Raw genomic sequence first — 23,002 nt, 5'->3', positions numbered from 1 at the left:
ATGCCTGATCTCTACCCCGTGAAACGCGCCCTCCTTTCCGTATCCGACAAGACCGGCCTGGTCGAACTTGGCCAGGCATTGGCCGCGCAGGGGGTCGAGCTGTTGTCCACGGGGGGCACCGCATCGGCGCTGCGCGACGCGGGGCTCACGGTCAGGGACGTGGCAGAGGTGACAGGCTTTCCCGAAATGATGGATGGCCGCGTCAAGACGCTGCACCCGGTGGTCCACGGCGGCCTGCTGGCGCTGCGCGACAATGACACGCATGTTGCGTCGATGAACGAACACAACATCGGCGGCATCGACCTGGTGGTGGTCAACCTCTACCCCTTCGAGGCAACCGTGGCCAAGGGTGCGGCCTATGACGAGGTGATCGAGAACATCGACATCGGCGGTCCCGCCATGATCCGCTCTGCGGCCAAGAACCACGGTTTCGTCAATGTCGTCGTGGATACCGAAGACTACGCCGCCCTCATCGCAGAGCTTGAGGCCAATGACGGCCAGACCACCTATGCCCTGCGGCAGCGCCTGGCGCAGACCGCCTATGCCCGCACGGCGGCCTATGACACCGCCGTCAGCACCTGGATGGCCGCGCAGATCGGCGAAACGCCGCGCCGCCGGACATTCGGCGGCACCCTGGCCCAGACCCTGCGCTACGGCGAAAACCCGCATCAGAACGCCGCCTTCTATACCGATGGCTCCGACCGTCCGGGCGTGGCGACGGCACAGCAGCATCAGGGCAAGGAACTGAGCTACAACAACATCAACGACACCGATGCGGCCTTTGAACTGGTCAGCGAATTCGACCCGGCACAGGGCCCGGCCTGCGCCATCATCAAACATGCCAACCCCTGCGGCGTGGCGACGGGCAAGACCATGGTCGATGCCTATACCCGTGCCTTCGACTGCGACCGCACCTCGGCCTTTGGCGGCATCATCGCGCTTAACCAGCCGCTCGACGGCGAAACCGCGGAAGCCATCAGCGGCATTTTCACGGAAGTGGTCATCGCCCCCGGGGCCGATGCCGATGCCATGCGCATTTTCGGCAAGAAGAAGAACCTGCGCCTGCTCACCACCTCGGGCCTTGCCCCGCGCGACGCGGCGGCGCTGGCGGTGCGGCAGGTGTCGGGCGGCTATCTGGTACAGGACAAGGACGTGGGCCGGATCACCCGTGACGACCTGAAGGTGGTGACCAAGCGCCAGCCTTCCGAGCAGGAACTGAACGACCTGCTCTTTGCCTGGACCGTGGCCAAACACGTCAAGTCCAACGCCATCATCTACGTGAAGGACGGCGCGACCGTGGGCGTCGGCGCGGGCCAGATGAGCCGGGTGGACAGTACCCGCATCGCCGCGCGCAAGGCGCAGGACATGGCAGAGGCGATGGGCCTCTCCGCACCGCTGACACAGGGTTCGGTCGTGGCCTCGGATGCGTTCTTTCCCTTCGCCGACGGTCTGATCACGGCAGCAGAGGCCGGGGCAACCGCCCTGATCCAGCCCGGCGGGTCGATGCGCGACGACGAAGTGATTGCCGCGGCAGACGAAGCCGGGCTCGCCATGGTCTTTACCGGCATGCGCCACTTCAGGCACTGAGAAGGAGGCACCGATGCGCAGTTTCGTCCTATTCACTGTGGTGGCCTTTCTGATCGACCAGATCAGCAAATACCTGGTCATTCACACCATGGAACTGGCGCGCATCCGGTCCATCGACGTGCTGCCGCCGCTGCTGAATTTCCGCTATGGCGAAAACAGGGGCATCAATTTCGGGCTGTTCGGCGGCGGGTCAGATGCCAGCCGCTGGATCCTGATCGCCCTGGCGCTGCTGATCTGCACGGCAGTGACAATCTGGCTGATGCGCTCCGCCCAGCCCCGGCTTGCGCAGATCAGCGGTGGTTTGCTGGTCGGTGGCGCCATGGCGAACGTGCTGGACCGGCTGATCTATGGCTATGTGCTGGATTTCCTCAACATGTCCTGCTGCACGATCAAAAACCCCTTTGTTTTCAACGTCGCGGATATTTTCATATTTGCCGGTGCCCTGGGCCTGATCCTGTTCAGCGGTGACGGCAAGACCGCCCCGCGCCGCCCGCGCAAAAAACCTAAGTGACATTGCCTGCCTGCCTGCGATATTGAAGGGCAGACCCAAAGGAGACGCCCATGCGCCGTATCGCTCTGATGATCCTGATCCCGCTGGCACTCTCGGCCTGTGCCAACAAGGGATTGCGTGACCTTCGGACAGAATCCAAGGGCCCGGACGAATTCATGCTGTCACCCTCTGCGCCGTTGCAGGAACCCGCCAACTACAGGGACCTGCCGCCGCCGACGCCGGGGCAGGCGAACCTGACGGACCGTTCCGCCAGAAATGAAGGCGTGGCCGCGTTCGGCGGCAACCCCCAGGCGCTGCAGGGGGGCGTGGACGGGCGCGATGGCGCCCTGGTCAACCACGCCAGCCGCCTGGGCGTGACACCGGGTATCCGGGGCATCCTGGCTGAAACCGATGCCCAGTTCCGCAAGCGCAAGGCACGGTTCACCCAGATCAGGATCGTGCCGGTGGACCGCTACCAGCAAGCCTACAAACGGCAGGCGCTGGACGCCGCTGCCGAGGCGGCCCGCTGGCGCCGCGCCGGTGCGCGCACGCCTTCCGCTCCACCGGAAGAACGGCGGTTCAACCCCAGCTAAGCACAGACCAGAACTCATTTATCCGTGAGTTGCCTTGAATACGGTGGCCGCCCGCGTATCTCTCCCATGTTGTTTTCAAAGGAGCGATCATGAAACGATTGCAACTTCTTGGCGCTGTTGCGGCGCTTCTCCTGCCGGGTCTGGCGCAGGCCAGGGACAACGAGGCGGTAACCACCTTTACACTCGATAACGGGATGGATGTGGTGGTGGTCGAAGACCACCGCGCACCGGTTGTGCAGCAGATGGTCTGGTATCGGGCCGGATCGGCGGATGAACCCAAAGGGTCGTCCGGCGTGGCGCATTTCCTGGAACACCTGTTGTTCAAGGCGACCGACAAACTTGAATCGGGTGAATTCTCGGCCACTGTCGCGGCGAACGGCGGGCGTGACAACGCCTTTACCAGCTACGATTACACCGCCTACCACCAGCGTGTCGCGGCGGACCGTCTGGAACTGATGATGGAGATGGAAAGCGACCGGATGCGCAACATCCGCCTGACGCCGGAAAACATCGCGACCGAACGGGACGTGATCATCGAGGAACGCAACCAGCGCACCGAAAGCAATCCCGGCGCGCTGATGAGCGAACAGATGAACGCGGCGCAATACCTCAACCACCGCTACGGCAGCCCCGTGATCGGCTGGATGCACGAGATGGAGGCGCTGGACCTCGATGATGCGCTGGCCTTCTACAAGACCTATTATTCGCCCAACAACGCGATCCTCGTGGTCTCGGGCGATGTGCAGCCCGACGCGGTGCGGGCCCTGGCCGAGAAATACTACGGCGTGATCCCCGCCAATCCGGACCTGCCCGAACGCCTCCGCACCCAGGAGCCGCCCCAGACTGCCGAACGGCGGCTGATCTTCCGCGATGCACGGGTGGCACAGCCCTATGTCAGCCGCTCCTACCTTGCGCCCGAACGCGACCCGGGCGCACAGGAAGAGGCCGCGGCCCTGACCCTGCTGGCCGAAATCCTGGGCGGCGGGACGACCTCCTTCCTGGCCGAGAAACTGCAATTCGACCAGCAGATCGTGACCTATTCCGGCGCCTTCTACCGGGGGGCCTCGCTGGATGACACGACCTTTGACCTCGTGGTCGTGCCTGCGGCCGGTGTCAGCCTGCAGGAGGCCGAAGACGCGATGGACAAGGCCCTTGCAGATTTCATGGAGACCGGCGTGGACGCCGAGCAGCTTGACCGGATCAAGCTGCAGATCCGCGCCAATCAGATCTATGCGCGCGACGACGCCGATTCCGTCGCCAACCGCTATGGTCAGGCGCTTGCCATCGGGCTGAGCGTGGAAGACGTGCAGAACTGGCCCGATGTGCTGGAGGCGGTCACCGCCGATGACATCATGGCCGCCGCGCGCAGTGTTTTCGACAAAAGACAATCGGTCACCGGCTGGCTGATGAAACCGGAGGTCACGCAATGAAACTGATTTATGGCCTGATCCTCGCGGTCCTGATGGCGCTGCCCGCCCGGGCAGAGGTGAACATCCAATCGGTCGAAAGCCCCGGCGGCCTGACCGCCTGGCTGGTCGAGGATCATTCGATCCCCTTCGTGGCGCTTGAACTGCGCTTTCGCGGCGGTGCCTCACTGGACCGGCCCGGCAAGCGCGGGTCCGTCAACCTGATGACCGCGCTGCTGGAAGAAGGGGCGGGCGACATGGATTCGCGCGCATTCTCCAAGGCTTCCGAAGCGCTGGCCACCTCCTTTGGGTTTGACGCCTCGCGCGATGATGTCTCGGTGTCGGCCCGTTTCCTGACCGAGAACCGCGCACCCTCCGTCGCGCTGCTGCGCGCCGCGCTCACCGAGCCGCTGTTCGACGAGGCCTCGATCGAACGGGTCCGGGGGCAGGTGCTGTCGATCATCCAGTCGGACGCAAAGGACCCCGATGACATCGCGTCAGAGACCTTTGACAGGATCGCCTATGGTGATCATCCCTATGCCAGTTCACTCAACGGGACGCTGGACAGCGTCGCGGCCCTGACCCGCGACGATCTGGTTGCGGCGCGCAAGGACGTCATGGCGCGGGACCGGGTGTACATCGGCGCGGTCGGCGACATCACGCCCGAAGAACTGGGCGCGCTGGTCGATGAGCTGCTGGGCGATCTGCCTGAGACCGGGGCGCCGATGCCGCCACGGGCGGATGTGACGATTCCCGGCGGCGTGACCGTGGTGGATTTTCCAACCCCGCAATCCGTTGCCGTCTTCGGTCAGAAGGGCATCGCGCAGGACGACCCGGATTTCTTTGCAGCACTCCTGCTCAACCACGTGCTGGGCGGCGGGTCTTTTGAAAGCCGCCTGATGAACGAGGTGCGCGAAAAGCGCGGCCTGACCTATGGGGTCTATTCCTATCTGGTGGCGCGCGACCTGGCGGAGGTCTACATGGGGTCGGTCAGTTCCTCGAACGACCGCATCGCCGAGGCCATCGAGGTGATCCGCGCCGAATGGGCCAAGGCGGCCGAGAACGGCATCACCCAGGAAGAGCTGGACGCCGCCAAGACCTATATCACCGGGGCCTATCCGCTGCGGTTTGACGGCAATGCGCCGATTGCGAACATCCTGGTGGGGATGCAGCTGCTGGGCCTGCCCATCGACTATATCGCCACCCGCAACGACAAGGTCGAAGCAGTGACACTGGCCGATGTGAAACGCGTGGCGGGCGAATTGCTGGACCCGGAAGGCCTGCAGTTCGTGGTGGTCGGCCAGCCCGAAGGGCTGCAATCCACCACCAGCAACTGAGCGGACGGCGCCGGCAAACTTTTTGAAAAGTTTGATCCGGAGTTTTTGAAAACTCCGTATAGCATCGCCCCGCGCGGCGCCCTGTCCGGAACGGAATGCCCCTGCCAGCCCTGCCTCACCACCTTCACTGCGCTGTCCGCCCTTGCGCACCCAAACTTTTTGAAAAGTTTGACCCGGAGTTTTTGAAAACTCCGGCACCGGGCCTCACTCGCCGTAGGGGATCCAGATGTTCTTGACCTCTGTCGCGGCCTGAAGGAAGGGTTTGCCTTCGCCGTCGCGCCCCATCCAGTCGCGGGCGAAGCCGTTGTTCACCCAGGTCCGCTTGATGTTCGAGGCGGCCCCTTTCTCCACCACCTTGCTGAATTCTGCCGCCCCGAAGGACCAGACCGCATCCACATCCATATGCCGCGCCATCGTGTCGGCGACATCCGCATGTGGCCCGGTCAGGATGTTCACCACGCCTGCAGGCACATCCGATGTCTCCAGCACCTGAACGAAATCCGTGGCCGCCAGCGGATAGGGTTCTGACGCGGCAAGGATCACCCGGTTGCCCATCGCCATGGCCGGGGCTATGACAGAGATCAGGCCCAGCAGCGGTGCCTCTGCCGGGCAAAGCGCCGCGATCACCCCCACAGGTTCCTTCATCGCCAGCGCCACGCCCCGGATCGGCACGCCATGCGCCTGGCCGTCGTATTTGTCGGCCCAGGCGGCATAGGTGAACAGCCGCCGGATGCAGGCCTCCACCTCTTTCGCGCCGGTCTTGCCCCCCTGCATCGCATCCAGGCGGGCCGCGAATTCATCTGCCCGTGCCGCCAGATTCTCGGCCATGTAATAGATGATCTGCGCCCGCAGATGGCCGCTGGTCTTTCCCCAGCCCCTGGCGGCCTGCGCCGCCTCCACCGCGTTGCGCAGATCCTTGCGGTTGGCGACGCCCGCATGCCCCAGCAGCGCGCCGTTCCGGCCCCAGACCGGGGTGGAGTAGCCACCGTCGGGCCGCGCCTGCTTGCCCCCGATATAGAGCTTTGCGGTCCGGTCGATCAGGTCCTGCGGCCCCCCTTCGCCGGTGTGGGGCTCGATCTCCTTCAGCGGTTTGGGCACTGTTTTGGGCCGCGTATAGGCTGCCAGCCCTTCCCAGCCGCCCTCGCGGCCAAAGCCGCTTTCGCGCACTCCGCCGAAACCGGCCGCGGCATCCATCAGGTTGGTGCCGTTGATCCAGACAATCCCGGCCGCCAGTTGCGGTGCCACATCCAGCGCCAGGTTGATGTTCTCCGACCACAGGGTCGCCGCCAGCCCGTAGCGGGTGTTGTTGGCCAGGCTCACCGCCTCCGCAGGCGTGCGGAAGGTGGTCGAGACCAGCACCGGGCCAAAGATTTCCTCCTGCATCAGCGTATCCGCCGGGTTCAGCCCGGTGATCAGCGTCGGCGGGTAATAGCAGCCATTCTCCGGCAGCGCGGTATCGGCGACAAAACGTTCCCCGGCGGTATTCGCCGCCACCATCTCGCTTACCGATTTCAGTTGCACGGGATCAACCAGCGTGCCCACGTCGATGCTCTTGTCCAGCGGGTCGCCCACGCGCAACCTGGCCATCCGCGCGCGCAGCTTGGCATAGAAGGCATCGGCCACCGGTTCATGCACCAGCAGGCGCGAGCCCGCGCAGCAGACCTGCCCCTGATTGAACCAGATTGCATCGACCAGCCCCTCGACGGCGCTGTCGAGGTCTGCGTCGTCAAAGACGATGTAGGGCGACTTGCCGCCCAGCTCCAGCGTCAGGGCCTTGCCGCTGCCCGCCGTCGCCTCGCGGATGCGTCGCCCCACAGCGGTGGACCCGGTAAAGGCAATCTTGTCGATATCGTCATGCGCCACGATCATCTCGCCCACGGCACCATCGCCCGTGACGATGTTCACCACACCCCTGGGCAGCCCCGCCTGACGGCAGATATCCGCGAACAGCAGCGCGGTCAGCGAGGTGTATTCCGCAGGCTTCAGCACCACGGTATTGCCCATCGCCAGAGCGGGCGCGACCTTCCAGGCCAGCATCAGCAGGGGGAAGTTCCAGGGAATGATCTGGCCGCAGACCCCCAGCGCCTGCGCCTCGGGCAGCTCGCTCTCCATCAGCTGCGCCATGCCCGCATGGTAATAGAAATGCCGCTGCGCCAGCGGCAAGTCGATGTCCCGCGCCTCGCGGATCGGCTTGCCGTTGTCGAGCACTTCGAGGACCGCAAAGAGACGGCTGTGTTTCTGCAGCAATCGCGCCAGCGCATAAAGATACCGCGCCCGGCCATGCCCGCCCAACTTCTCCCACTTCGGCTGCGCCCGGCGCGCCGCCTTCACGGCGGCGTCCACATCTGCCTGCGTGCCCTGTGTCAGGGTCGCCAGAACCTCGCCCGTCGCGGGGTTGGTGCTGTCGAACCCCTTGCCGGGGTCGGTAAAGGCCCCGTCGATGAAATGGCCAAAGCGGCTGCCCTGATCCACCAGCCAGGCCAGCGCGTCGGCTGCGGATTCCGGGGCGGGGCCGTAGTCCATGCTTTCGAAGATTTCGGGAATGGTCATGTCGTCACCTCAGAGAAGTTCGAAGTATTGCGCGGTCAGGAAAAGGCAGAAGATGGTTGCGAACTCGGTATAGAGCTTTCGTGCCACCACGCGCTGTGCCGGTGACATTCCGATGACGGAAAATCCCCACCGGCCCGGCTCAGCGACCTTCCCGACAAGCGCGCAGCAGCGGGCAAGGTATGCGATGAAAAACACCGTCAGGATCAATCCTTGCAGGCTCTCTTTCGTCATCCGCCGCCCTTTCCCGTTAATATTTCTTAGATGATTTCCGGAAGTTCCCCGAGGGGACCCCTAGCTGGTCGCGTGGCGGTAGCCCGCCGAATAATTGCCGGTGACGTGATGCTCCAGCTGCCGTTCAATGTCGTTCAGCAGCGATGACGCGCCAAAACGGAACAGATCGGGCTGAAGCCAGCGGTCGCCCAGTTCCTCCTTCATCAGCGCGAGGTAGGTGATCGCATCCTTGGCCTTGGAGATCCCGCCCGCCGGTTTGTAGCCGATGCGAACGCCGGTGCGCTCGTGGTAATCGCGGATTGCGCGGATCATCACCAGACTGACCGGCAGGGTGGCATTTACGCTTTCCTTCCCGGTGGAGGTCTTGATGAAATCGGCCCCCGCCATCATGCAGACAAGGCTGGCCCGCGCCACGTTGCGCAGGGTGCCCAGCTCGCCAGTGGCCAGGATCGCCTTCACATGCGCGTCGCCGCAGGCCTCCCGCATGGCGCGCATCTCGTCATAGAGCGCCTGCCAGTTGCCGGACAGCACATGGCGGCGCGAGATCACGATGTCGATCTCGCTGGCCCCGGCAGCGACGCTCATCTCGATCTCTTTCAGGCGCAGCTCGAAGGGCGACAGCCCGGCGGGAAAACCGGTGGAGACGGCGGCAACAGGAATGCCCGTGCCCGCCAGCGCCGCCACGGCGGGGGCGATCATCTCGTGATAGACGCAGACGGCCCCGGTGGTGATCGGGCCCATGCCCAGCGCCTTCAGCAGGGCGGGGGCGACGGGCTGGCGCGCCTTGGCGCACAGCCGCTCGACCCGGCGTGCGGTGTCGTCGCCCGACAGGGTGGTCAGGTCGATACAGGTGATGGCGCGCAGCAGCCAGGCCGCCTGATGCGCCTTCTTGACCGACCGGCGCGCGGGCAGGCTGGCAGCGCGGCGTTCGATCGCAGAGGTATTGGCGCGCGCGGCCAGCACCCAGTTCAGGTCCAGCGGCATCCCCGGATTGCGCGGCAGGGTCACCTGCGGCAGATGCGTCTGGCCGGTGCTCACGAGGGGTGTCTGGGACGGGGCGAGTGGCTGTGCCATCGGGGCTCTCCGGTTCGTGTCAGAGTGCGAAGGTGCCACGCCTGCGCCCCCTTTGGCAAGCGGTGCTGCCGCCACGTCTTCTGCGGGAAAACTGCACGAACCGACCCTTTGATCTGCACATCACGCAGGCATCAAGTCCCGGAACAAACAGAACGAGGGCAAGAGACATGAAGACTTTCCTGATCCGGGGGGTGCCGATGGCAATGCAGCAGGACGGATGGTGGCTGAACGCGCCACCGGCGGAACCGCCGCAGGGAAAGGCCCGCAGGGCACCGGGAACGCCCTGGCGCGCCGGTTTGCTGGTGATGCTGCTGGCGCTTGGTGATCTGCTGGTCTGGCAGGTCACGCCGGGGCTGTCGCTGGCGGTTTTCGCCGTGGCGATGGTCATCGCTGCTGTGGCCGCAGCGGGCCGGATGACGGCGCGGCGCGGCATGGTGGTGGGGGCGGGCAGCCTGCTGGCCTTCCTGCCGCTGGTCGAACTGGTGCAGCCGCTTTCCTTTGCCATTGCGGTCGCTGGCGGATCGGTGCTTTTCGCGGTGATCGCCGGGCTGCGACCGGGGCAGGTCGCCCGCGCCGCGCTGCGGCTCTGGCCCCTGGGGATGCGGCAGACGGTGCAGGACGGGGCCGATGCCCTTGGTCGTCCCGACGCCAGCCAGGTGCCCGGCTGGATACAGGGGGTTCTGAAACGCTGGTTCGTGCCGGCCTTCCTGGGCGGCGTCTTTGTCCTTCTGCTGCTGATGGCAAACCCGGTTGCCGACCGCTGGCTGGCCGATCTGACCCGGCATGAGCCTGCGCTTCCGGATGCCGACCGGGTCGGTTTCTGGCTGTGCCTGCTGCCGCTGGTCTGGACCGTCCTGCGCCTGCCCGCGATGCGCGAGCGGCTGGGCGCGGCACCGGAGCCCGCCCGCATGGGCCCGCGGCGTGAGGGGCTGATCAACCCCGGCTCGACAGTGCGCGCGCTGATCCTTTTCAACGCGGTCTTTGCGGTGCAGACGCTGCTGGATGTGGTCTATCTCTACGGCGGTGTCGGTCTGCCGGATGGGATAACCTATGCCCAATATGCCCACCGGGGGGCCTATCCGCTGGTGGTCACCGGGCTGCTGGCCGGGGGCTTTGCCCTGATGACCCGGCGCTGGGTTCTGGGTGACCGGGTCCTGCGCGTGCTTCTGCTGCTCTGGGTGGCGCAGAACGTGGCGCTTGTGGTGTCGTCGCTGGTGCGGCTGGACCTTTATGTCGGTGTCTACGGGCTGACCCACCTGCGGCTGGCGGCGGGCATCTGGATGGGGTTGACCGCGGCCGGGCTGGCGCTGATCTTCTGGCAGGTCTGCGCCGGGCGGAACAATGGCTGGCTGGTGCTGCGCGGCGGCGGCATGGCAGCGGCGGTCCTGTATCTTTGTGCCTTTGTCAGCTTTGACGCCATGGTCGCGCGCTATAACCTGAGCCATCCGGTGCGCCAGGACCGCGCCTATCTTTGCGCGCTGGGCGAGGCTGCGCGTCCGGTGATTGCCGGTTTCGAGCTGGCACAGCGGCGCAGCATCTGCCCCGGCACGCATCGCATCACCAGCCCGCGCGACTGGCGCGAATGGGGCTTTCGCAACGCGCGCGCGCGCAATAGCCTTGCCACCATCCAAGCAAAGGCCCTGCGATGACTGTACCCCATATCCTGATCGTCGACGACGACCCCCAGATCCGGACCGTGCTGCGCATGGCCCTGGACAAGGCCGGGATGACCAGCGACGCTGCGGGCGACGGGGACGAGGGGCTGACCAAGGCAAGGTCCGGGCGTTATGACCTGATCGTGCTCGACATCGGATTGCCGCAGATGGACGGGCTGGCCCTGTGCCGGACATTGCGCCGGACCGACCAGACCCCGGTGCTGTTCCTGACCGCGCGGGATGACGAGATCGACAGGGTGCTGGGGTTCGAGCTGGGCGGTGACGATTACGTCAGCAAGCCGTTTTCGCCGCGCGAACTGACCGCGCGGATCGCCGCCATTCTCAAACGCAGCGGCGGCAGGCCGGCGCAGACGCCGCCAGGCCATTCGCGCGGCGTGCTGACACTGGATCCCGGCCGTCACACCTGTGCCGTCGCAGGGCAGGTTGTCGCCCTGACCGCGCGGGAGATGGGCATTCTGGGCCACCTGATGGCCCGCCCCGATCAGGTGCTGCCGCGCCCGGCGCTGACCGATGCGGTCTATGGCGCGCATGTCCATGTGTCGGACCGCACGCTGGACAGCCACCTGCGCAACCTGCGCGCCAAACTGGCAGAGGCGGGTTGTGCGGATGCCATCGAAACAGTGCATGGCGTCGGGATCAGGATGGGGCCATGCCAAGGCAGGTGAGGCGCAAATGGCGGCCGCCCCTGGCGCTGATCGTGATCGGGGCAATGGCGGGGATCGTCGCGGTGCCGGTCCTTGGGCTGACCTATTTCCGGGTTGCGGGGAACGTGCTGGGCTGGGCGGAAACCGCCTGGCTGATCTTATGGGTGGCGCTGGCTTCGGCGGGGATACTGGGGTTTCTGCTGTGGCGGCTGGTGTTGCGCCCGGTGACAGCGCTGACAGCGCATGCCCGCGACATGAAGGCGGGCCGCGCTGGAAAGCCGCCCGCGCATTTCGGCACGCCGGAGTTTTCGGAACTGGGGCAGAGCGTGATCGACATGGGCGCCACATTGCACAGCCGCGCGGCCACGATGCGGGCCTATGCGGATCATGTCACCCATGAAATGAAATCGCCGCTGACCGCCATCGCCGGTGCCGCCGAACTGCTGGAGGACGCCACCGGGGAAGAGCGCAGGGCGCTGGTTGCCACGATTGCGGAGTCCGCCGCACGCATGGACCGCCTGCTGCGCGACCTGCGCCGCCATGCGGCGGCGGGCCTTGCGCGGGAGGGCGGTGAAGTGCTGCTGTCGGTGGCGGCAGGGCAGGTGCGGGGCGCTGTGGCAGAGCTGCGCCGGGACGGCATGGTGCCGATGCCGCAGGACGATCTGGCCGCGGTGCTGGAGCAGTTGATACAGAACGCGGTCAGCCATGGGGCGGATCAGGTCAGCCTTGACTGGGATGGCGGCAAACTGTCGGTCGCGGACAATGGCTCTGGCGTGGCACCGGGCGACCGGGACCGGATGTTCGATCCGTTTTTCACCACCACCCGCGCACAAGGCGGGACCGGCATGGGCCTTGCCATCGTGCGGGCGCTGATCGGGGCGCATGGCGGCACCATCACCCATGTGCCAACGCAGAAAGGCGCGGTCTTCGAGATATCCTTTTGAGGGGGGGGCTTGCGCCGAGGGTCAGCGCACCCTTGGGTTCGAGTCACTTTCGCGGGCATTCGGCATAGAAGCGAAAAGTTGAGATTGCGAATTACTTGCAACTGTATTGACTTAGTTGCGAATCAATCTCATATAGAAATCATGAAAAACATGATGACCAGATTCACCCCGACCCGCCGCGCCACCCTGTTGGGGGGGCTCGCCCTTTTCGCCACAGCACCTGCCCTGCGCGCAGCGGACGTGCTGGACGTTGTTGCCACGACCGGCATGATCGCCGATGGCGTTCGCCGCGTCGGCGGCGATGCCGTCACCGTCCGGGCCCTGATGGGGCCCGGCGTCGACCCGCATGGATACCGCCAGACCCGCAGTGACATTGTCGCGATGACACGCGCCGATCTGACCCTGTGGCACGGTCTGTACCTTGAGGCGCAGATGGAGCGGTTCTTTGAGGAACTGGGCGGCCAGCGCCGTGTCGTTGCAGTGGCCGAGGCCCTGGACAAGAGCAGGTTGCTGGAACATGCGGATTACGCAGGGCGCTATGACCCGCACGTCTGGATGGCACCCGATATCTGGACCGACGTGGTGTCCGAAATCGCCCGCGCCCTGACCGAAGCACGCCCCGACATGGCGGAAGAATTCGCCGCGAATGCCGTCGCCTACCGCGAAGAGCTTGCGGCGCTGTCGACCTATGCCGGTGAGGCCGTGGCCATGGTGCCGGAAGAGACCCGGGTGCTGGTCACGGCGCATGACGCCTTCAGCTATTTCGGACGGGCCTATGGGTTCGAGGTGATCGGCATTCAGGGCATTTCCACCAATTCGGAAGCCGGGCTGAACCGCATCTCCGAGCTTGTCGATGTGCTGGTTGACCGCAAGATCGGCGCTGTCTTTGTCGAGACCTCGGTTTCGGACCGCAACATGCGCGCGCTGATCGAAGGGGCGGCGGCACGGGGCCATGAGGTTGTCATCGGCGGATCGCTTTATTCCGACGCGATGGGGCAGGAGGGCACCTATGAGGGGACCTATATCGGCATGATCGATCATAACGTGACCACCATCGCCCGTGCCCTGGGGGCGGATGTGTCACCTGGCGGCATGACCGGCAGGCTGAGCAGCGGCAGCTGAGCCATGAGCATCAAACTCGCCACTGAACGTCACCCGCAGACCGGACAGACCAGCCGCGAGGACAGTCCGCTGGCGGTGCGGGGCATGACAGTGTCCTATGGCCAGAAACCTGCGGTCTTTTCCGTCGACATGACGGTGGAGCCGGGCAAGATGACCGCCATCATCGGCCCCAACGGTGCGGGGAAATCCACCCTGCTCAAGGCGGCGCTGGGCATTCACAAGCCGCTGGCGGGCACCACGACGGTGTTCGGCAAGCCCGTGGGCGCGCAACGGCACCGGATCGCCTATGTGCCGCAGCGGGCCAGCGTGGACTGGGATTTTCCCACCCGCGTGATCGACGTGGTGCTGATGGGGCTGTATCCGCAGCTGGGCCTGCTGGGCCGGGTCCGGCCTGCGCATCGCGCGCGGGCAGAGGATTGCCTGACCCGTGTCGGGATGGAGGATTTCGCCAGCCGCCAGATCGGGCAATTGTCCGGCGGACAGCAGCAGCGGGTCTTTCTGGCCCGTGCATTGGCGCAGGATGCGGACCTTTACCTGCTGGATGAACCCTTTGCCGGGGTCGATGCGGCCACCGAAAAGGCGATCATCAGCGTGCTGAAATCCCTGCGGGATGCGGGCAAGACGGTTGTGGCAGTGCATCATGACCTGTCGACCGTCACCGACTATTTCGACAATGTCTTTCTGATCAACACCCGCCGCATTGCGGAAGGGCCGGTGAAGACCACCTTTGTCACCGCGAACCTGCAGGACGCCTATGGCGGCCGGCTGGCGGGTGCGCAGATGGAAGCGCTGGCGCTGTCATGATCCGCGACGCGCTGCTGCTGCAACTTGGCTATAATGCGACCCTGGTGACTCTTGGCGCAACCCTGCTGGGGATGGCCGCAGGGGTTGGCGGGACGTTCCTGTTTCTGCGCAAGCGCGCACTGGTCAGCGATGCGATCAGCCATGCCACGCTGCCCGGGGTCGCGCTGGCCTTTATGGTGATGGTGACACTGGGCGGCACCGGCCGGAACCTTGTCGGGCTGCTGACCGGGGCGGCGCTCTCGGCGGCGGTGGGGCTGTTGCTGGTATCCTGGCTGGGCACGCGGACCCGGCTGGCCGAGGATGCGGCGATCGGCTCCGTCCTGTCGGTTTTCTTTGGCTTCGGGATTGTGCTGCTGACGGTGATCCAGACCATGTCGGCGGGTCAGCAGGCGGGCCTTGAAGGGTTCCTTCTGGGCTCGACCGCCGGGATGCTGCGCAGCGATGCGATGGTGATCGCGGTGTCGGCGGCGCTGACCCTGGCGCTGGTGATGCTGATGCGACGGCCGCTGACGCTGGCCTCTTTCGATCCCGAATATGCGGTATCCATCGGGCAGGACGTGCGCCGCACGGATCTTGCCATGATGGGGCTGGTGCTGGCGGTGACGGTTGTGGGGCTGAAGATCGTCGGGCTGATCCTGATCGTGGCCCTGCTGATCATTCCACCGGTGACCGCGCGGTTCTGGACCGAGCGGACCGATCATGTCGTGATGATCTCGGGCGCTGTCGGAGGGCTGTCGGCCTATGTCGGCGCGGCGCTGTCGGCGGCGATCCCGGCTGTGCCGACCGGGCCGATCATCGTGCTGGTGGGCTTTGCGCTGTTTGCCCTGTCGCTGCTGGTGGCCCCGGGGCGCGGCGTGGTCTCGGCGCTGGCCCGGCACCGGACCCATCAGCGGCGGGTGCATCTGCGGCAGGGGCTGCTGGCGATGGCGCAGGGGCAACCGATCTATGAGAACATGACGCTGCGGCTGTTGCACCGGCAGGGCTGGGCGCGGCCCGATGGCGTGCCCACCGAACTGGGCCGGGGCCGCGCCGCGCGGGCCTTGCGCGACGAGAGCCGCTGGCGGGTGATCCGCAGCGATCCCGCGTTCGAGGCGGCGACCGCGCAGGATGACGGGCTGACCGATATTGAAACCGTGCTGACCGCCGACCAGCTGGCCGAGGTGGATGCACGCATTCCCAGTGCGGAGGTGGTCGCATGAATGGCGCTGAATTTGTCCCGCTCAGCCTTGTGCCGCTGCTGACCGGCATCTGCGTGGCTGTCGCCTGTGCGCTGCCCGGCAACTTTCTGGTGCTGCGGCGTCAGGCGCTGATCGGGGATGCAATCAGCCATGTGGTGCTGCCGGGGATCGTCGTCGCCTTTCTGATCGGCGGCACGGTCAGCACCCTGCCGATGTTGCTGGGCGCTGCCGGGGCGGCGGTGATCGCCGTCGGCGCGATCGAGGCGGTGCGGCGGCTGGGCCGGATCGAAACCGGTGCCGCGATGGGCGTGGTCTTTACCACCATGTTCGCGGGCGGGGTGCTGTTGCTGGAGCAATCGGACACCTCGTCGGTGCACCTGGACGTGGAACATGCGCTTTATGGCAATCTGGAAAGCCTGATCTGGCTGGATGCGACCGGATGGTCCTCTCTGCTGGACCCGCAGGCGCTGGCCAGCCTGCCGGTGGAGCTGCCGCGCATGGCGGCGACGCTGCTGCTGGTGGCGGCCTTCATCGCGCTGTTCTGGCGGCCGCTCAAGATCAGTACCTTTGACGAGGGTTTTGCACGCACCATCGGGCTGCGGACCAGCCCGCTGGGTCTGGCGCTGGTGATCATGGCGGCGATTGCGGCGGTGGCGGCCTTTGACGCAGTGGGCAGTATCATCGTGATTGCCATGTTCATCTGCCCGCCCGCAGCGGCGCGGCTGATGACCAACCGGCTGGAGCATCAGGTGGCCTGGTCGGTGGGTTTCGCCACGCTTGCCGCGGTGCTGGGATATGTGCTGGCGGGCTATGGGCCGCTGTGGATCGGGATGCAGGACAGCGTCTCGGCTGCCGGGATGATCGCGACGGTTTCGGGGGTGATCCTGGCGGTGACCGCGCTGGTCGGTCCGCACCGGCTGCGCGGCTCAGCTGCCCCGGTAGGTTGAATAGCCGAAAGGCGAAAGCAGCAGCGGCACGTGGTAATGCGCCGCCGGGTCCGAGATGCCGAAACGGATCGGGATCTCATCAAGGAAACGCGGGCTTTCGGCGGCTGTGCCGATCCGGTCGAGATAGGCCCCTGCGGCAAAGACCAGTTCATAGGTGCCGGGAGCGAAGCCTTCGCTTGGCAGGATCGGCGTATCGGTGCGCCCGTCCGCATTGGTCTGCATCGCGGCCAGTTTGATCCGCGCCTCACCCTCCAGCCTATAGAGCGTGACCTCCATCGCGCGGGCGGGCGCACCCAGGGCCGTGTCCAGAACATGAGTGGTCAGATATCCGCCGGGCATCGGGGCCTCCTTGGCTGGAATGGGCTTTTTACGGCAGGATAGAGCGGTGGTACGCCGCGTCAATGCGGGGCCGAGCCGCCCGTTCCGGCCCGGATCTGCGGCGAATCCCGGGTGATTCGGGTTTTCTGGGCAAAGTGATTCGTTTTTCTTTGACCTGCGAATCATCCTTTGCCTATATAGGGCGTGAGAGGCAAAAACTGCACGCAAAGCGTGTATTCTTGAAGCTTTCGGAACGCCGTCTGGGGGACGCCACATTGTTTTTTGGGAATTCTGCGCTGTCGGATTCGACCCGCAAAAGCAAATGTACCCCGGCAGTCATTCAGGTTGGCCCGCGCCTAATAATCCCAGACTAACGCATAAACACAGGCTGCAGCAGTCAATCTGGCATCGGGCTGCATCCAAAGCGGATGCAGCCCGATTGCTTTTCCACGGCACAACAGAAATTGCGCGCCTGTCGGTATTTGTGCAGGGTGGGGAACACAGCATCAGGACGTTACCATGAACCGCTATCCGCGCGACTTTCAGGGCCATGGCCCCAGACCGGCCGATGCCAGGTGGCCCCGGGGCGCACGCATCGCCGTGCAATTCGTCGTGAATTACGAAGAGGGCGGCGAGAATTGCCTGTTGCATGGCGATGCCTCGTCAGAGGCTTTCCTGTCCGAGATCGTGGGCGCGCAGCCCTGGACCGGACAGCGCCACTGGAACATGGAAAGCATCTATGACTACGGCGCCAGGGCCGGGTTCTGGCGGTTGCATCGGCTGTTCACCGGCGCGGGCATACCGGTCACGGTCTATGGGGTGGCCAGCGCGCTGGCCCGGGCGCCGGGACAGGTCGAGGCGATGAAGGAGGCGGGCTGGGAAATCGCCAGCCACGGGCTGAAATGGATCGACTACAAGGATCATACCGTCACCGCGGAACAGGCCGATATGGACGAGGCGATCCGCCTGCATACCGAGGTTGTGGGCAGCGCGCCGCGCGGCTGGTACTGCGGACGCACGTCGATCAATACCGTGGCACTGGCGGCGCGCAGCGGTGCTTTCGACTACATCTCGGACACCTATGACGATGACCTGCCCTATTGGATGCAGGTCGGCGACCGCGATCAGCTGATCATTCCCTATACGCTGGATTGCAACGACATGCGCTTTGCCACGCCGCAGGGGTTCAATTCGGGTGACCAGTTCTATGCCTATCTGCGCGACACGTTTGACGCGCTTTATGCCGAAGGGGCGGAAGGTGCCGCCAAGATGATGAGCGTGGGTCTGCATTGCCGGCTGGTCGGGCGGCCCGGACGCATCCAGGCGCTGAAACGCTTTGTCGATTATATCAGGGGGTTCGAGGGCGTCTGGACCCCGCGCCGCATTGACATCGCGGCGCATTGGCACGCGGTGCATCCGCCAGAGCCGCGCGGGCCCCGGCCCAGCCAGATGGACCGTGACAGCTTTGTCGCGGCCTATGGCGGGGTTTTCGAACATTCGCCCTGGATCGCGGAACGCGCCTTTCAGCTGGAGCTGGGTCCGGCCCATGACACGGCGGCGGGCCTGCACAATGCGCTGGCGCGCATGTTCCGGTCGGCCAGCGCGAAGGAGCGTCTGGGGGTGCTGACGGCACACCCCGATCTCGCGGGGAAACTGGCCGCGGCCAGGCGGCTCACGGCGGAAAGCACGGCAGAGCAGGCCAGCGCCGGGCTGGATGCCCTGACCGATGCGGAACGCGCGCGGTTCGAAGCGCTGAATGCGGATTACGTGAGCAAACACGGCTTTCCCTTCATCATCGCGGTCAAGGATCATGACAAGGCTGGTATCCTGCGCGCTTTCGAGGCGCGGATCGCCAATGACACGCAGACCGAGTTTACAACCGCCTGCGCACAGGTCGAGCGCATCGCACGGCTGCGTCTGGAGGACATGTTTTGAGTTACGCATTCCCTCCCGGCGGGCTGCCGGACCAATCGGTCAACCCCGAAGGTGCCGCCGTTTTCACGCCTGCCTATGCGGTGCTGCCCGCGATCACCCAGCGCGATATCGTCACCAGCTATCTGCCGGGCTGGCGCGACATGCGGATGTGGGTGCTGGCGCGGCCCCTGTCGGGCTTTGCCGAGACGTTTTCGCAATATGCCGTGGAACTGCTGCCCGGCGGCGGTTCTGACACGCCGGAGGAGGAGGCGGAGGCGCAATCGGTGATCTTTGTCGCGCGCGGCGGGCTGACGCTGAACATCGACGGCCAGCGGCATGAGATGGGCGAAGGCGGCTATGCCTATATCCCGCCCGATACTGTCTGGACGATCTGGAACGATACCGATGCGGTGGCCCAGTTTCACTGGATCAGGAAGCGCTATCAGCAGGCCGAGGGCATCGAGATGCCGCAGGCCTTTGTCACCTCGGACAAGGAGGTGGCGCCGGTCGTCATGCCCGATTGCGAGGGGGTCTGGGCCACGACGCGTTTTGCCGATCCGGCGGACCTGCGCCACGACATGCACGTCAACATCGTCACCTTCCAGCCCGGGGGGCGCATCCCCTTTGCCGAAACCCATGTGATGGAACATGGCTTGTATGTGCTGGAAGGCACGGCGGAATACCTGCTGAACCGCGATTGGGTCAGTGTCGGACCGGGCGATTTCATGTGGCTGCGCGCCTTTTGCCCGCAGGCCTGTATCGCCACCGGCGAAGGGCCGTTCCGCTATCTGCTCTACAAGGATGTGAACCGGCACATGCCGCTATGAGCGCCCCGCGCGAGATTGTCGCGCAGGCGCTGACCGCTGCCGCCTTCGCGCCTTTCGGAGACCTGCTGGATTGCGCGGGCGCGCCGGACCGGTTGATCAACGCGGGGCTCTGCGGGCGCTACCACGACCGTGCCAGGCTGGATTTCGGGCCGGAGGGGCGCGCGGGGCTGAGCATTTTCAACGCGGTGCCGCGTGAGCTGCCCTATCTGCTGGACCTGCTGGAGCGGCATCCGGAGGGGTCGCAGGCCTTTCTGCCGATGACCTCGAACCCTTTCCTTGTGATCGTAGCACCGGATCTGGGCGACCGTCCTGGCGTGCCGCAAGCCTTTCTCACCGCGCCGCATCAGGGGATCAACCTGCACCGGGGAACATGGCACGGTGTGCTTACGCCTTTGGCGGGGCCGGGCATATTTGCCGTTGTGGACCGGATCGGGGGTACGCCGAACCTTGACGAGTACCCTTTGGACCGGCCCTATATTGTCAGGGCAAAGCCCGCGTAACGGATCGTCCCGTCAGAGGGCGACCTCTCCAACAAGGGACAACAGCATGACATCCACTTCCATCGGGACGCCGGAGCAACTGCGCGATCCTAATTATACCCCTGCTTTGACGCGGGCGATTCCGCTGGGCATCCAGCATGTGCTGGCGATGTTCGTCAGCAATGTAACGCCCGCCATCATCATCGCCGGTGCGGCGGGTTTCGGCTTTGGCTCCAACTCGCCCGATTTTCCGGAACTGCTGTATCTGATCCAGATGTCGATGCTGTTTGCCGGGGTGGCGACGCTGCTGCAGACCATCACCATCGGCCCGGTCGGTGCGGCGCTGCCGATCGTGCAGGGCACGTCCTTTGCCTTTATCCCGATCATGATCCCGCTGGTTGCGGGAAAGGGGGTCGACGGGCTGGCCGCCCTGTTCGGCGGCATTGTCGTGGGCGGGCTGTTTCATGCCTGTCTGGGGTTGTTCATCGGCAAGATACGCTTTGCCCTGCCGCCGCTGGTGACGGGGCTGGTGGTCACCATGATCGGCCTCGCGCTGGTGCAGGTCGGCATCCAGTATGCCGCCGGCGGGGTGCCTGCCATCGGCACGCCGGAATATGGCAGTCTGCTGAACTGGTCGGCGGCGCTGGTGGTGATCCTGGTCACCCTGGGGCTGAAGTTCTTTACCCGGGGGATGCTGTCGATCTCTGCCGTGCTGATCGGTCTGATCGTGGGGTATTTCTATGCCGTGGCGGTTGGCATGCTGTCGTTTGGCGGCGACCGGGGCGTGATCGCAAGCTGGAACAACGCCGCCTGGATCGCCCTGCCGGACCCGTTCCGCTATGGCTTTGAGCTGTCTGCGGCGGCGATCATCGGCTTCTGCATGATGGCCTTCATCTCTGCCATCGAAACCGTGGGCGACGTGTCCGGGATCACCAAGGGCGGCGCGGGCCGCGAGGCCACGGATACCGAGATCGCGGGTGCGACCTATGCCGATGGTCTGGGCACGGCCATTGCAGGCGTCTTTGGCGGGTTGCCCAATACCTCGTTCAGCCAGAACGTCGGCCTGATCGCCATGACCGGTGTGATGAGCCGCCATGTGGTCACCTGCGGTGCGGTCTTCCTGATCATCTGCGGGCTGGTGCCCAAGGTGGGCGGATTGATCCGCACCGTGCCGATCGAAGTGCTGGGCGGCGGTGTGATCGTGATGTTCGGCATGGTGGTCGCGGCGGGCATGTCGATGCTGTCCGATGTGGACTGGAACCGCCGCAACATGGTGATCTTTGCCATCTCGATCTCTGTCGGGCTGGGCCTGCAGCTGGAGCCGGGTGCGGTGCAGCACCTGCCCGACACCATGCGCATCCTGATGACCAGCGGGCTGCTGCCTGCGGCGCTGATCGCGATCATCCTCAACCTGGCCCTGCCGGAGGAACTGGCCGAGGAATCGACCGAAGAGGTGTCAGGCGGCCTTCAGGGTCATTCAAAGGGCAGCCTGCCGCATTAGCAAAGGGGGGAGGGGCAAGGCGCTGAGCCGCCCCTCCTCTTTTTGGCTCTAAATATCCAGGCGCAACCGCACCGCAATAACCCAGGTTTCCGAAAGAGCACCCATGTACGACCTTGCCACCATGTCCTCCTGGATCGAATTCGCGGTTCGCTGGACCCATGTGATTGTCGGGATTGCCTGGATCGGGTCCTCGTTCTACTTCATCGCGCTGGACCTCGGGCTGCACCGCGACCGCGACCTTGCCTCCGGTGCCGATGGCGAGGAATGGCAGGTGCATGGCGGCGGATTCTACCACATCCAGAAATACCTGGTCGCGCCGGACAGGATGCCGGGCGACCTGGTGTGGTTCAAATGGGAAAGCTATTCCACATGGCTCAGCGGTTTTGCCCTGCTGGTGCTGGTCTATTATCTGGGTGCCGAGTTCTATCTCGTTGATCCGGCGGTGATGGCGCTGTCCACCTTTCAGGCCATTGCCATATCGCTGGCCTCGCTGGCCTTTGGCTGGCTCGTCTATGACCGGATCTGCAAAAGCCGCTTTGGCGATGACAACACGCGGCTGATGATCCTGCTCTACGTGATCCTGGTCGGGATGGCCTATTTCTATACTTCCGTCTTTTCGGGCCGTGCGGCACTGCTGCATCTGGGGGCGTTCACCGCCACGATCATGTCGGCCAATGTGTTCTTCATCATCATGCCCAACCAGCGCATCGTGGTGGCCGATCTGCAGGCGGGGCGCACGCCGGATGCCAAATACGGCAAGATTGCCAAGCAGCGCAGCACCCATAACAATTACCTGACGCTGCCGGTCATCTTCCTGATGCTGTCGAACCATTATCCGCTGGCTTTCGCGTCGGATATGAACTGGCTGATCGCGTCGCTTGTGTTTCTCATGGGGGTGACGATCCGCCATTACTTCAACAGCGTACATGCCCGCAAAGGCGACCCGACCTGGACTTGGCTGGCCACCGCGCTGCTTTTCATCCTGATCATGTGGCTGTCCACCGAACCGATGTTCCGCACCGAAGAACCGGCAAAGGCGACAGGCCCCGCTGCCCTGCGCTTTGCCCGGGCCGAAGGCTTCGACCGGGTGCAGGACATCGTCACGGGCCGCTGTTCCATGTGCCATGCGGCAGAGCCGTCGTGGGAGGGGCTGCACTGGCCGCCCAAGGGGGTGCGGCTGGAGACGGAACATCAGATCGCCATGGCGGCGAAACAGATCTATTTGCAGGCCGGGCTGACCCATGCGATGCCGCCTGCGAACCTGAGCTATATGCAGGTGGCGGAGCGGGCAGAGATCGTGGCCTGGTACAAGGCCGCAACGACCCGCTGACAGCCGGTTTCCCACTGGCAGAATCGCGTGATCGCATGCTAGGTCTAGCG

The 23,002-nt window shown here is 64.9% G+C and carries 21 protein-coding genes; 17 read left to right on the top strand and 4 right to left on the bottom strand.

What is annotated here, in order from left to right; translation table 11 throughout:
• From purH to PVW51_RS01050, 5 genes are all read left to right on the top strand, one after another.
• Window positions 1–1,587: a bifunctional phosphoribosylaminoimidazolecarboxamide formyltransferase/IMP cyclohydrolase gene (gene purH / locus PVW51_RS01070; protein WP_274573259.1), complete on the top strand. Its 1,587-nt coding sequence runs from the start codon at window positions 1–3 to the stop codon at window positions 1,585–1,587.
• 13 nt (window positions 1,588–1,600) lie between these two features.
• The gene (gene lspA, locus PVW51_RS01065) at window positions 1,601–2,098 is read left to right on the top strand and encodes a signal peptidase II (RefSeq protein WP_274573258.1); all 498 of its coding nucleotides are present in this window, start codon (window positions 1,601–1,603) and stop codon (window positions 2,096–2,098) included.
• A gap of 50 nt (window positions 2,099–2,148) precedes the next feature.
• Complete coding sequence (locus PVW51_RS01060) at window positions 2,149–2,670, top strand: DUF3035 domain-containing protein (RefSeq protein ID WP_269363533.1); 522 nt, start codon at window positions 2,149–2,151, stop codon at window positions 2,668–2,670.
• Between the two features lie 89 nt (window positions 2,671–2,759).
• Window positions 2,760–4,100 (top strand): M16 family metallopeptidase, encoded by a 1,341-nt coding sequence (locus tag PVW51_RS01055; protein WP_274573257.1) that lies wholly within the window; start codon window positions 2,760–2,762, stop codon window positions 4,098–4,100.
• On the top strand, window positions 4,097–5,413 hold the full coding sequence (locus tag PVW51_RS01050; RefSeq protein WP_274573256.1) for a M16 family metallopeptidase: 1,317 nt from the start codon (window positions 4,097–4,099) through the stop codon (window positions 5,411–5,413). The genes PVW51_RS01055 and PVW51_RS01050 overlap by 4 nt, the downstream gene beginning before the upstream one ends.
• A gap of 204 nt (window positions 5,414–5,617) precedes the next feature.
• On the opposite strand, the gene PVW51_RS01045 is transcribed toward PVW51_RS01050, so the two are convergent.
• The 3 genes from PVW51_RS01045 to deoC are packed head-to-tail and all read right to left on the bottom strand — an operon-like array spanning window position 5,618 to window position 9,268.
• Window positions 5,618–7,963 carry an aldehyde dehydrogenase family protein gene (locus tag PVW51_RS01045; protein WP_274573255.1) on the bottom strand — a complete coding sequence of 782 codons (2,346 nt, stop codon included), beginning with the start codon at window positions 7,961–7,963 and terminating at the stop codon, window positions 5,618–5,620.
• 9 nt (window positions 7,964–7,972) lie between these two features.
• On the bottom strand, window positions 7,973–8,194 hold the full coding sequence (locus tag PVW51_RS01040) for a hypothetical protein (protein ID WP_269363540.1): 222 nt from the start codon (window positions 8,192–8,194) through the stop codon (window positions 7,973–7,975).
• 60 nt (window positions 8,195–8,254) lie between these two features.
• Window positions 8,255–9,268 (bottom strand): deoxyribose-phosphate aldolase, encoded by a 1,014-nt coding sequence (gene deoC / locus PVW51_RS01035; RefSeq protein ID WP_114276151.1) that lies wholly within the window; start codon window positions 9,266–9,268, stop codon window positions 8,255–8,257.
• Window positions 9,269–9,435: 167 nt separating this feature from the next.
• Here deoC and PVW51_RS01030 point away from each other — a divergent pair, with 167 nt between their 5' ends.
• The 7 genes from PVW51_RS01030 (at window position 9,436) to PVW51_RS01000 (ending at window position 16,583) form a co-directional block, all read left to right on the top strand.
• Window positions 9,436–10,917 carry a DUF4153 domain-containing protein gene (locus tag PVW51_RS01030; RefSeq protein WP_274573254.1) on the top strand — a complete coding sequence of 494 codons (1,482 nt, stop codon included), beginning with the start codon at window positions 9,436–9,438 and terminating at the stop codon, window positions 10,915–10,917.
• Window positions 10,914–11,609, top strand: a complete 696-nt coding sequence (locus PVW51_RS01025) for a response regulator transcription factor (RefSeq protein WP_274573253.1) — start codon at window positions 10,914–10,916, stop codon at window positions 11,607–11,609. The genes PVW51_RS01030 and PVW51_RS01025 overlap by 4 nt, the downstream gene beginning before the upstream one ends.
• Window positions 11,594–12,532, top strand: coding sequence for a HAMP domain-containing sensor histidine kinase (locus PVW51_RS01020; RefSeq protein WP_274573252.1), 939 nt, complete (start codon window positions 11,594–11,596; stop codon window positions 12,530–12,532). Before PVW51_RS01025 ends, PVW51_RS01020 begins: the two co-directional genes overlap by 16 nt.
• Before the next feature lie 150 nt (window positions 12,533–12,682).
• Window positions 12,683–13,654: a metal ABC transporter solute-binding protein, Zn/Mn family gene (locus tag PVW51_RS01015; RefSeq protein WP_443287253.1), complete on the top strand. Its 972-nt coding sequence runs from the start codon at window positions 12,683–12,685 to the stop codon at window positions 13,652–13,654.
• A gap of 3 nt (window positions 13,655–13,657) precedes the next feature.
• Window positions 13,658–14,458 (top strand): metal ABC transporter ATP-binding protein, encoded by an 801-nt coding sequence (locus PVW51_RS01010; protein WP_274573250.1) that lies wholly within the window; start codon window positions 13,658–13,660, stop codon window positions 14,456–14,458.
• Window positions 14,455–15,657: a metal ABC transporter permease gene (locus tag PVW51_RS01005; RefSeq protein WP_269363554.1), complete on the top strand. Its 1,203-nt coding sequence runs from the start codon at window positions 14,455–14,457 to the stop codon at window positions 15,655–15,657. The genes PVW51_RS01010 and PVW51_RS01005 overlap by 4 nt, the downstream gene beginning before the upstream one ends.
• Complete coding sequence (locus tag PVW51_RS01000; protein ID WP_114276158.1) at window positions 15,654–16,583, top strand: metal ABC transporter permease; 930 nt, start codon at window positions 15,654–15,656, stop codon at window positions 16,581–16,583. Before PVW51_RS01005 ends, PVW51_RS01000 begins: the two co-directional genes overlap by 4 nt.
• Here the strand turns inward: PVW51_RS01000 and uraH are convergent.
• A complete protein-coding gene (gene uraH / locus PVW51_RS00995; protein WP_274573249.1) occupies window positions 16,563–16,922 on the bottom strand; it encodes a hydroxyisourate hydrolase in 360 nt (119 codons plus the stop codon). The genes PVW51_RS01000 and uraH overlap by 21 nt on opposite strands.
• Window positions 16,923–17,420: 498 nt before the next feature.
• Between uraH and puuE the strand changes: the two genes are divergently transcribed.
• From puuE to PVW51_RS00970, 5 genes are all read left to right on the top strand, one after another.
• A complete protein-coding gene (puuE, locus tag PVW51_RS00990) occupies window positions 17,421–18,836 on the top strand; it encodes an allantoinase PuuE (protein ID WP_274573248.1) in 1,416 nt (471 codons plus the stop codon).
• Window positions 18,833–19,642, top strand: coding sequence for a bifunctional allantoicase/(S)-ureidoglycine aminohydrolase (locus tag PVW51_RS00985; RefSeq protein ID WP_274573247.1), 810 nt, complete (start codon window positions 18,833–18,835; stop codon window positions 19,640–19,642). Before puuE ends, PVW51_RS00985 begins: the two co-directional genes overlap by 4 nt.
• Window positions 19,639–20,142: an ureidoglycolate lyase gene (locus PVW51_RS00980; protein ID WP_274573246.1), complete on the top strand. Its 504-nt coding sequence runs from the start codon at window positions 19,639–19,641 to the stop codon at window positions 20,140–20,142. The genes PVW51_RS00985 and PVW51_RS00980 overlap by 4 nt, the downstream gene beginning before the upstream one ends.
• 46 nt (window positions 20,143–20,188) lie before the next feature.
• Window positions 20,189–21,622 carry a uracil-xanthine permease family protein gene (locus tag PVW51_RS00975; RefSeq protein ID WP_269363565.1) on the top strand — a complete coding sequence of 478 codons (1,434 nt, stop codon included), beginning with the start codon at window positions 20,189–20,191 and terminating at the stop codon, window positions 21,620–21,622.
• Window positions 21,623–21,725: 103 nt separating this feature from the next.
• Window positions 21,726–22,952, top strand: a complete 1,227-nt coding sequence (locus PVW51_RS00970; RefSeq protein WP_274573245.1) for a urate hydroxylase PuuD — start codon at window positions 21,726–21,728, stop codon at window positions 22,950–22,952.
• Window positions 22,953–23,002 lie beyond the last annotated feature (50 nt).

The organism is Sulfitobacter sp. PR48, from assembly GCF_028807335.1.
Taxonomy (GTDB): domain Bacteria; phylum Pseudomonadota; class Alphaproteobacteria; order Rhodobacterales; family Rhodobacteraceae; genus Sulfitobacter.
Note: the sequence above shows the minus strand (reverse complement) of the source record. Positions and strands in the feature narration are given on the sequence as shown.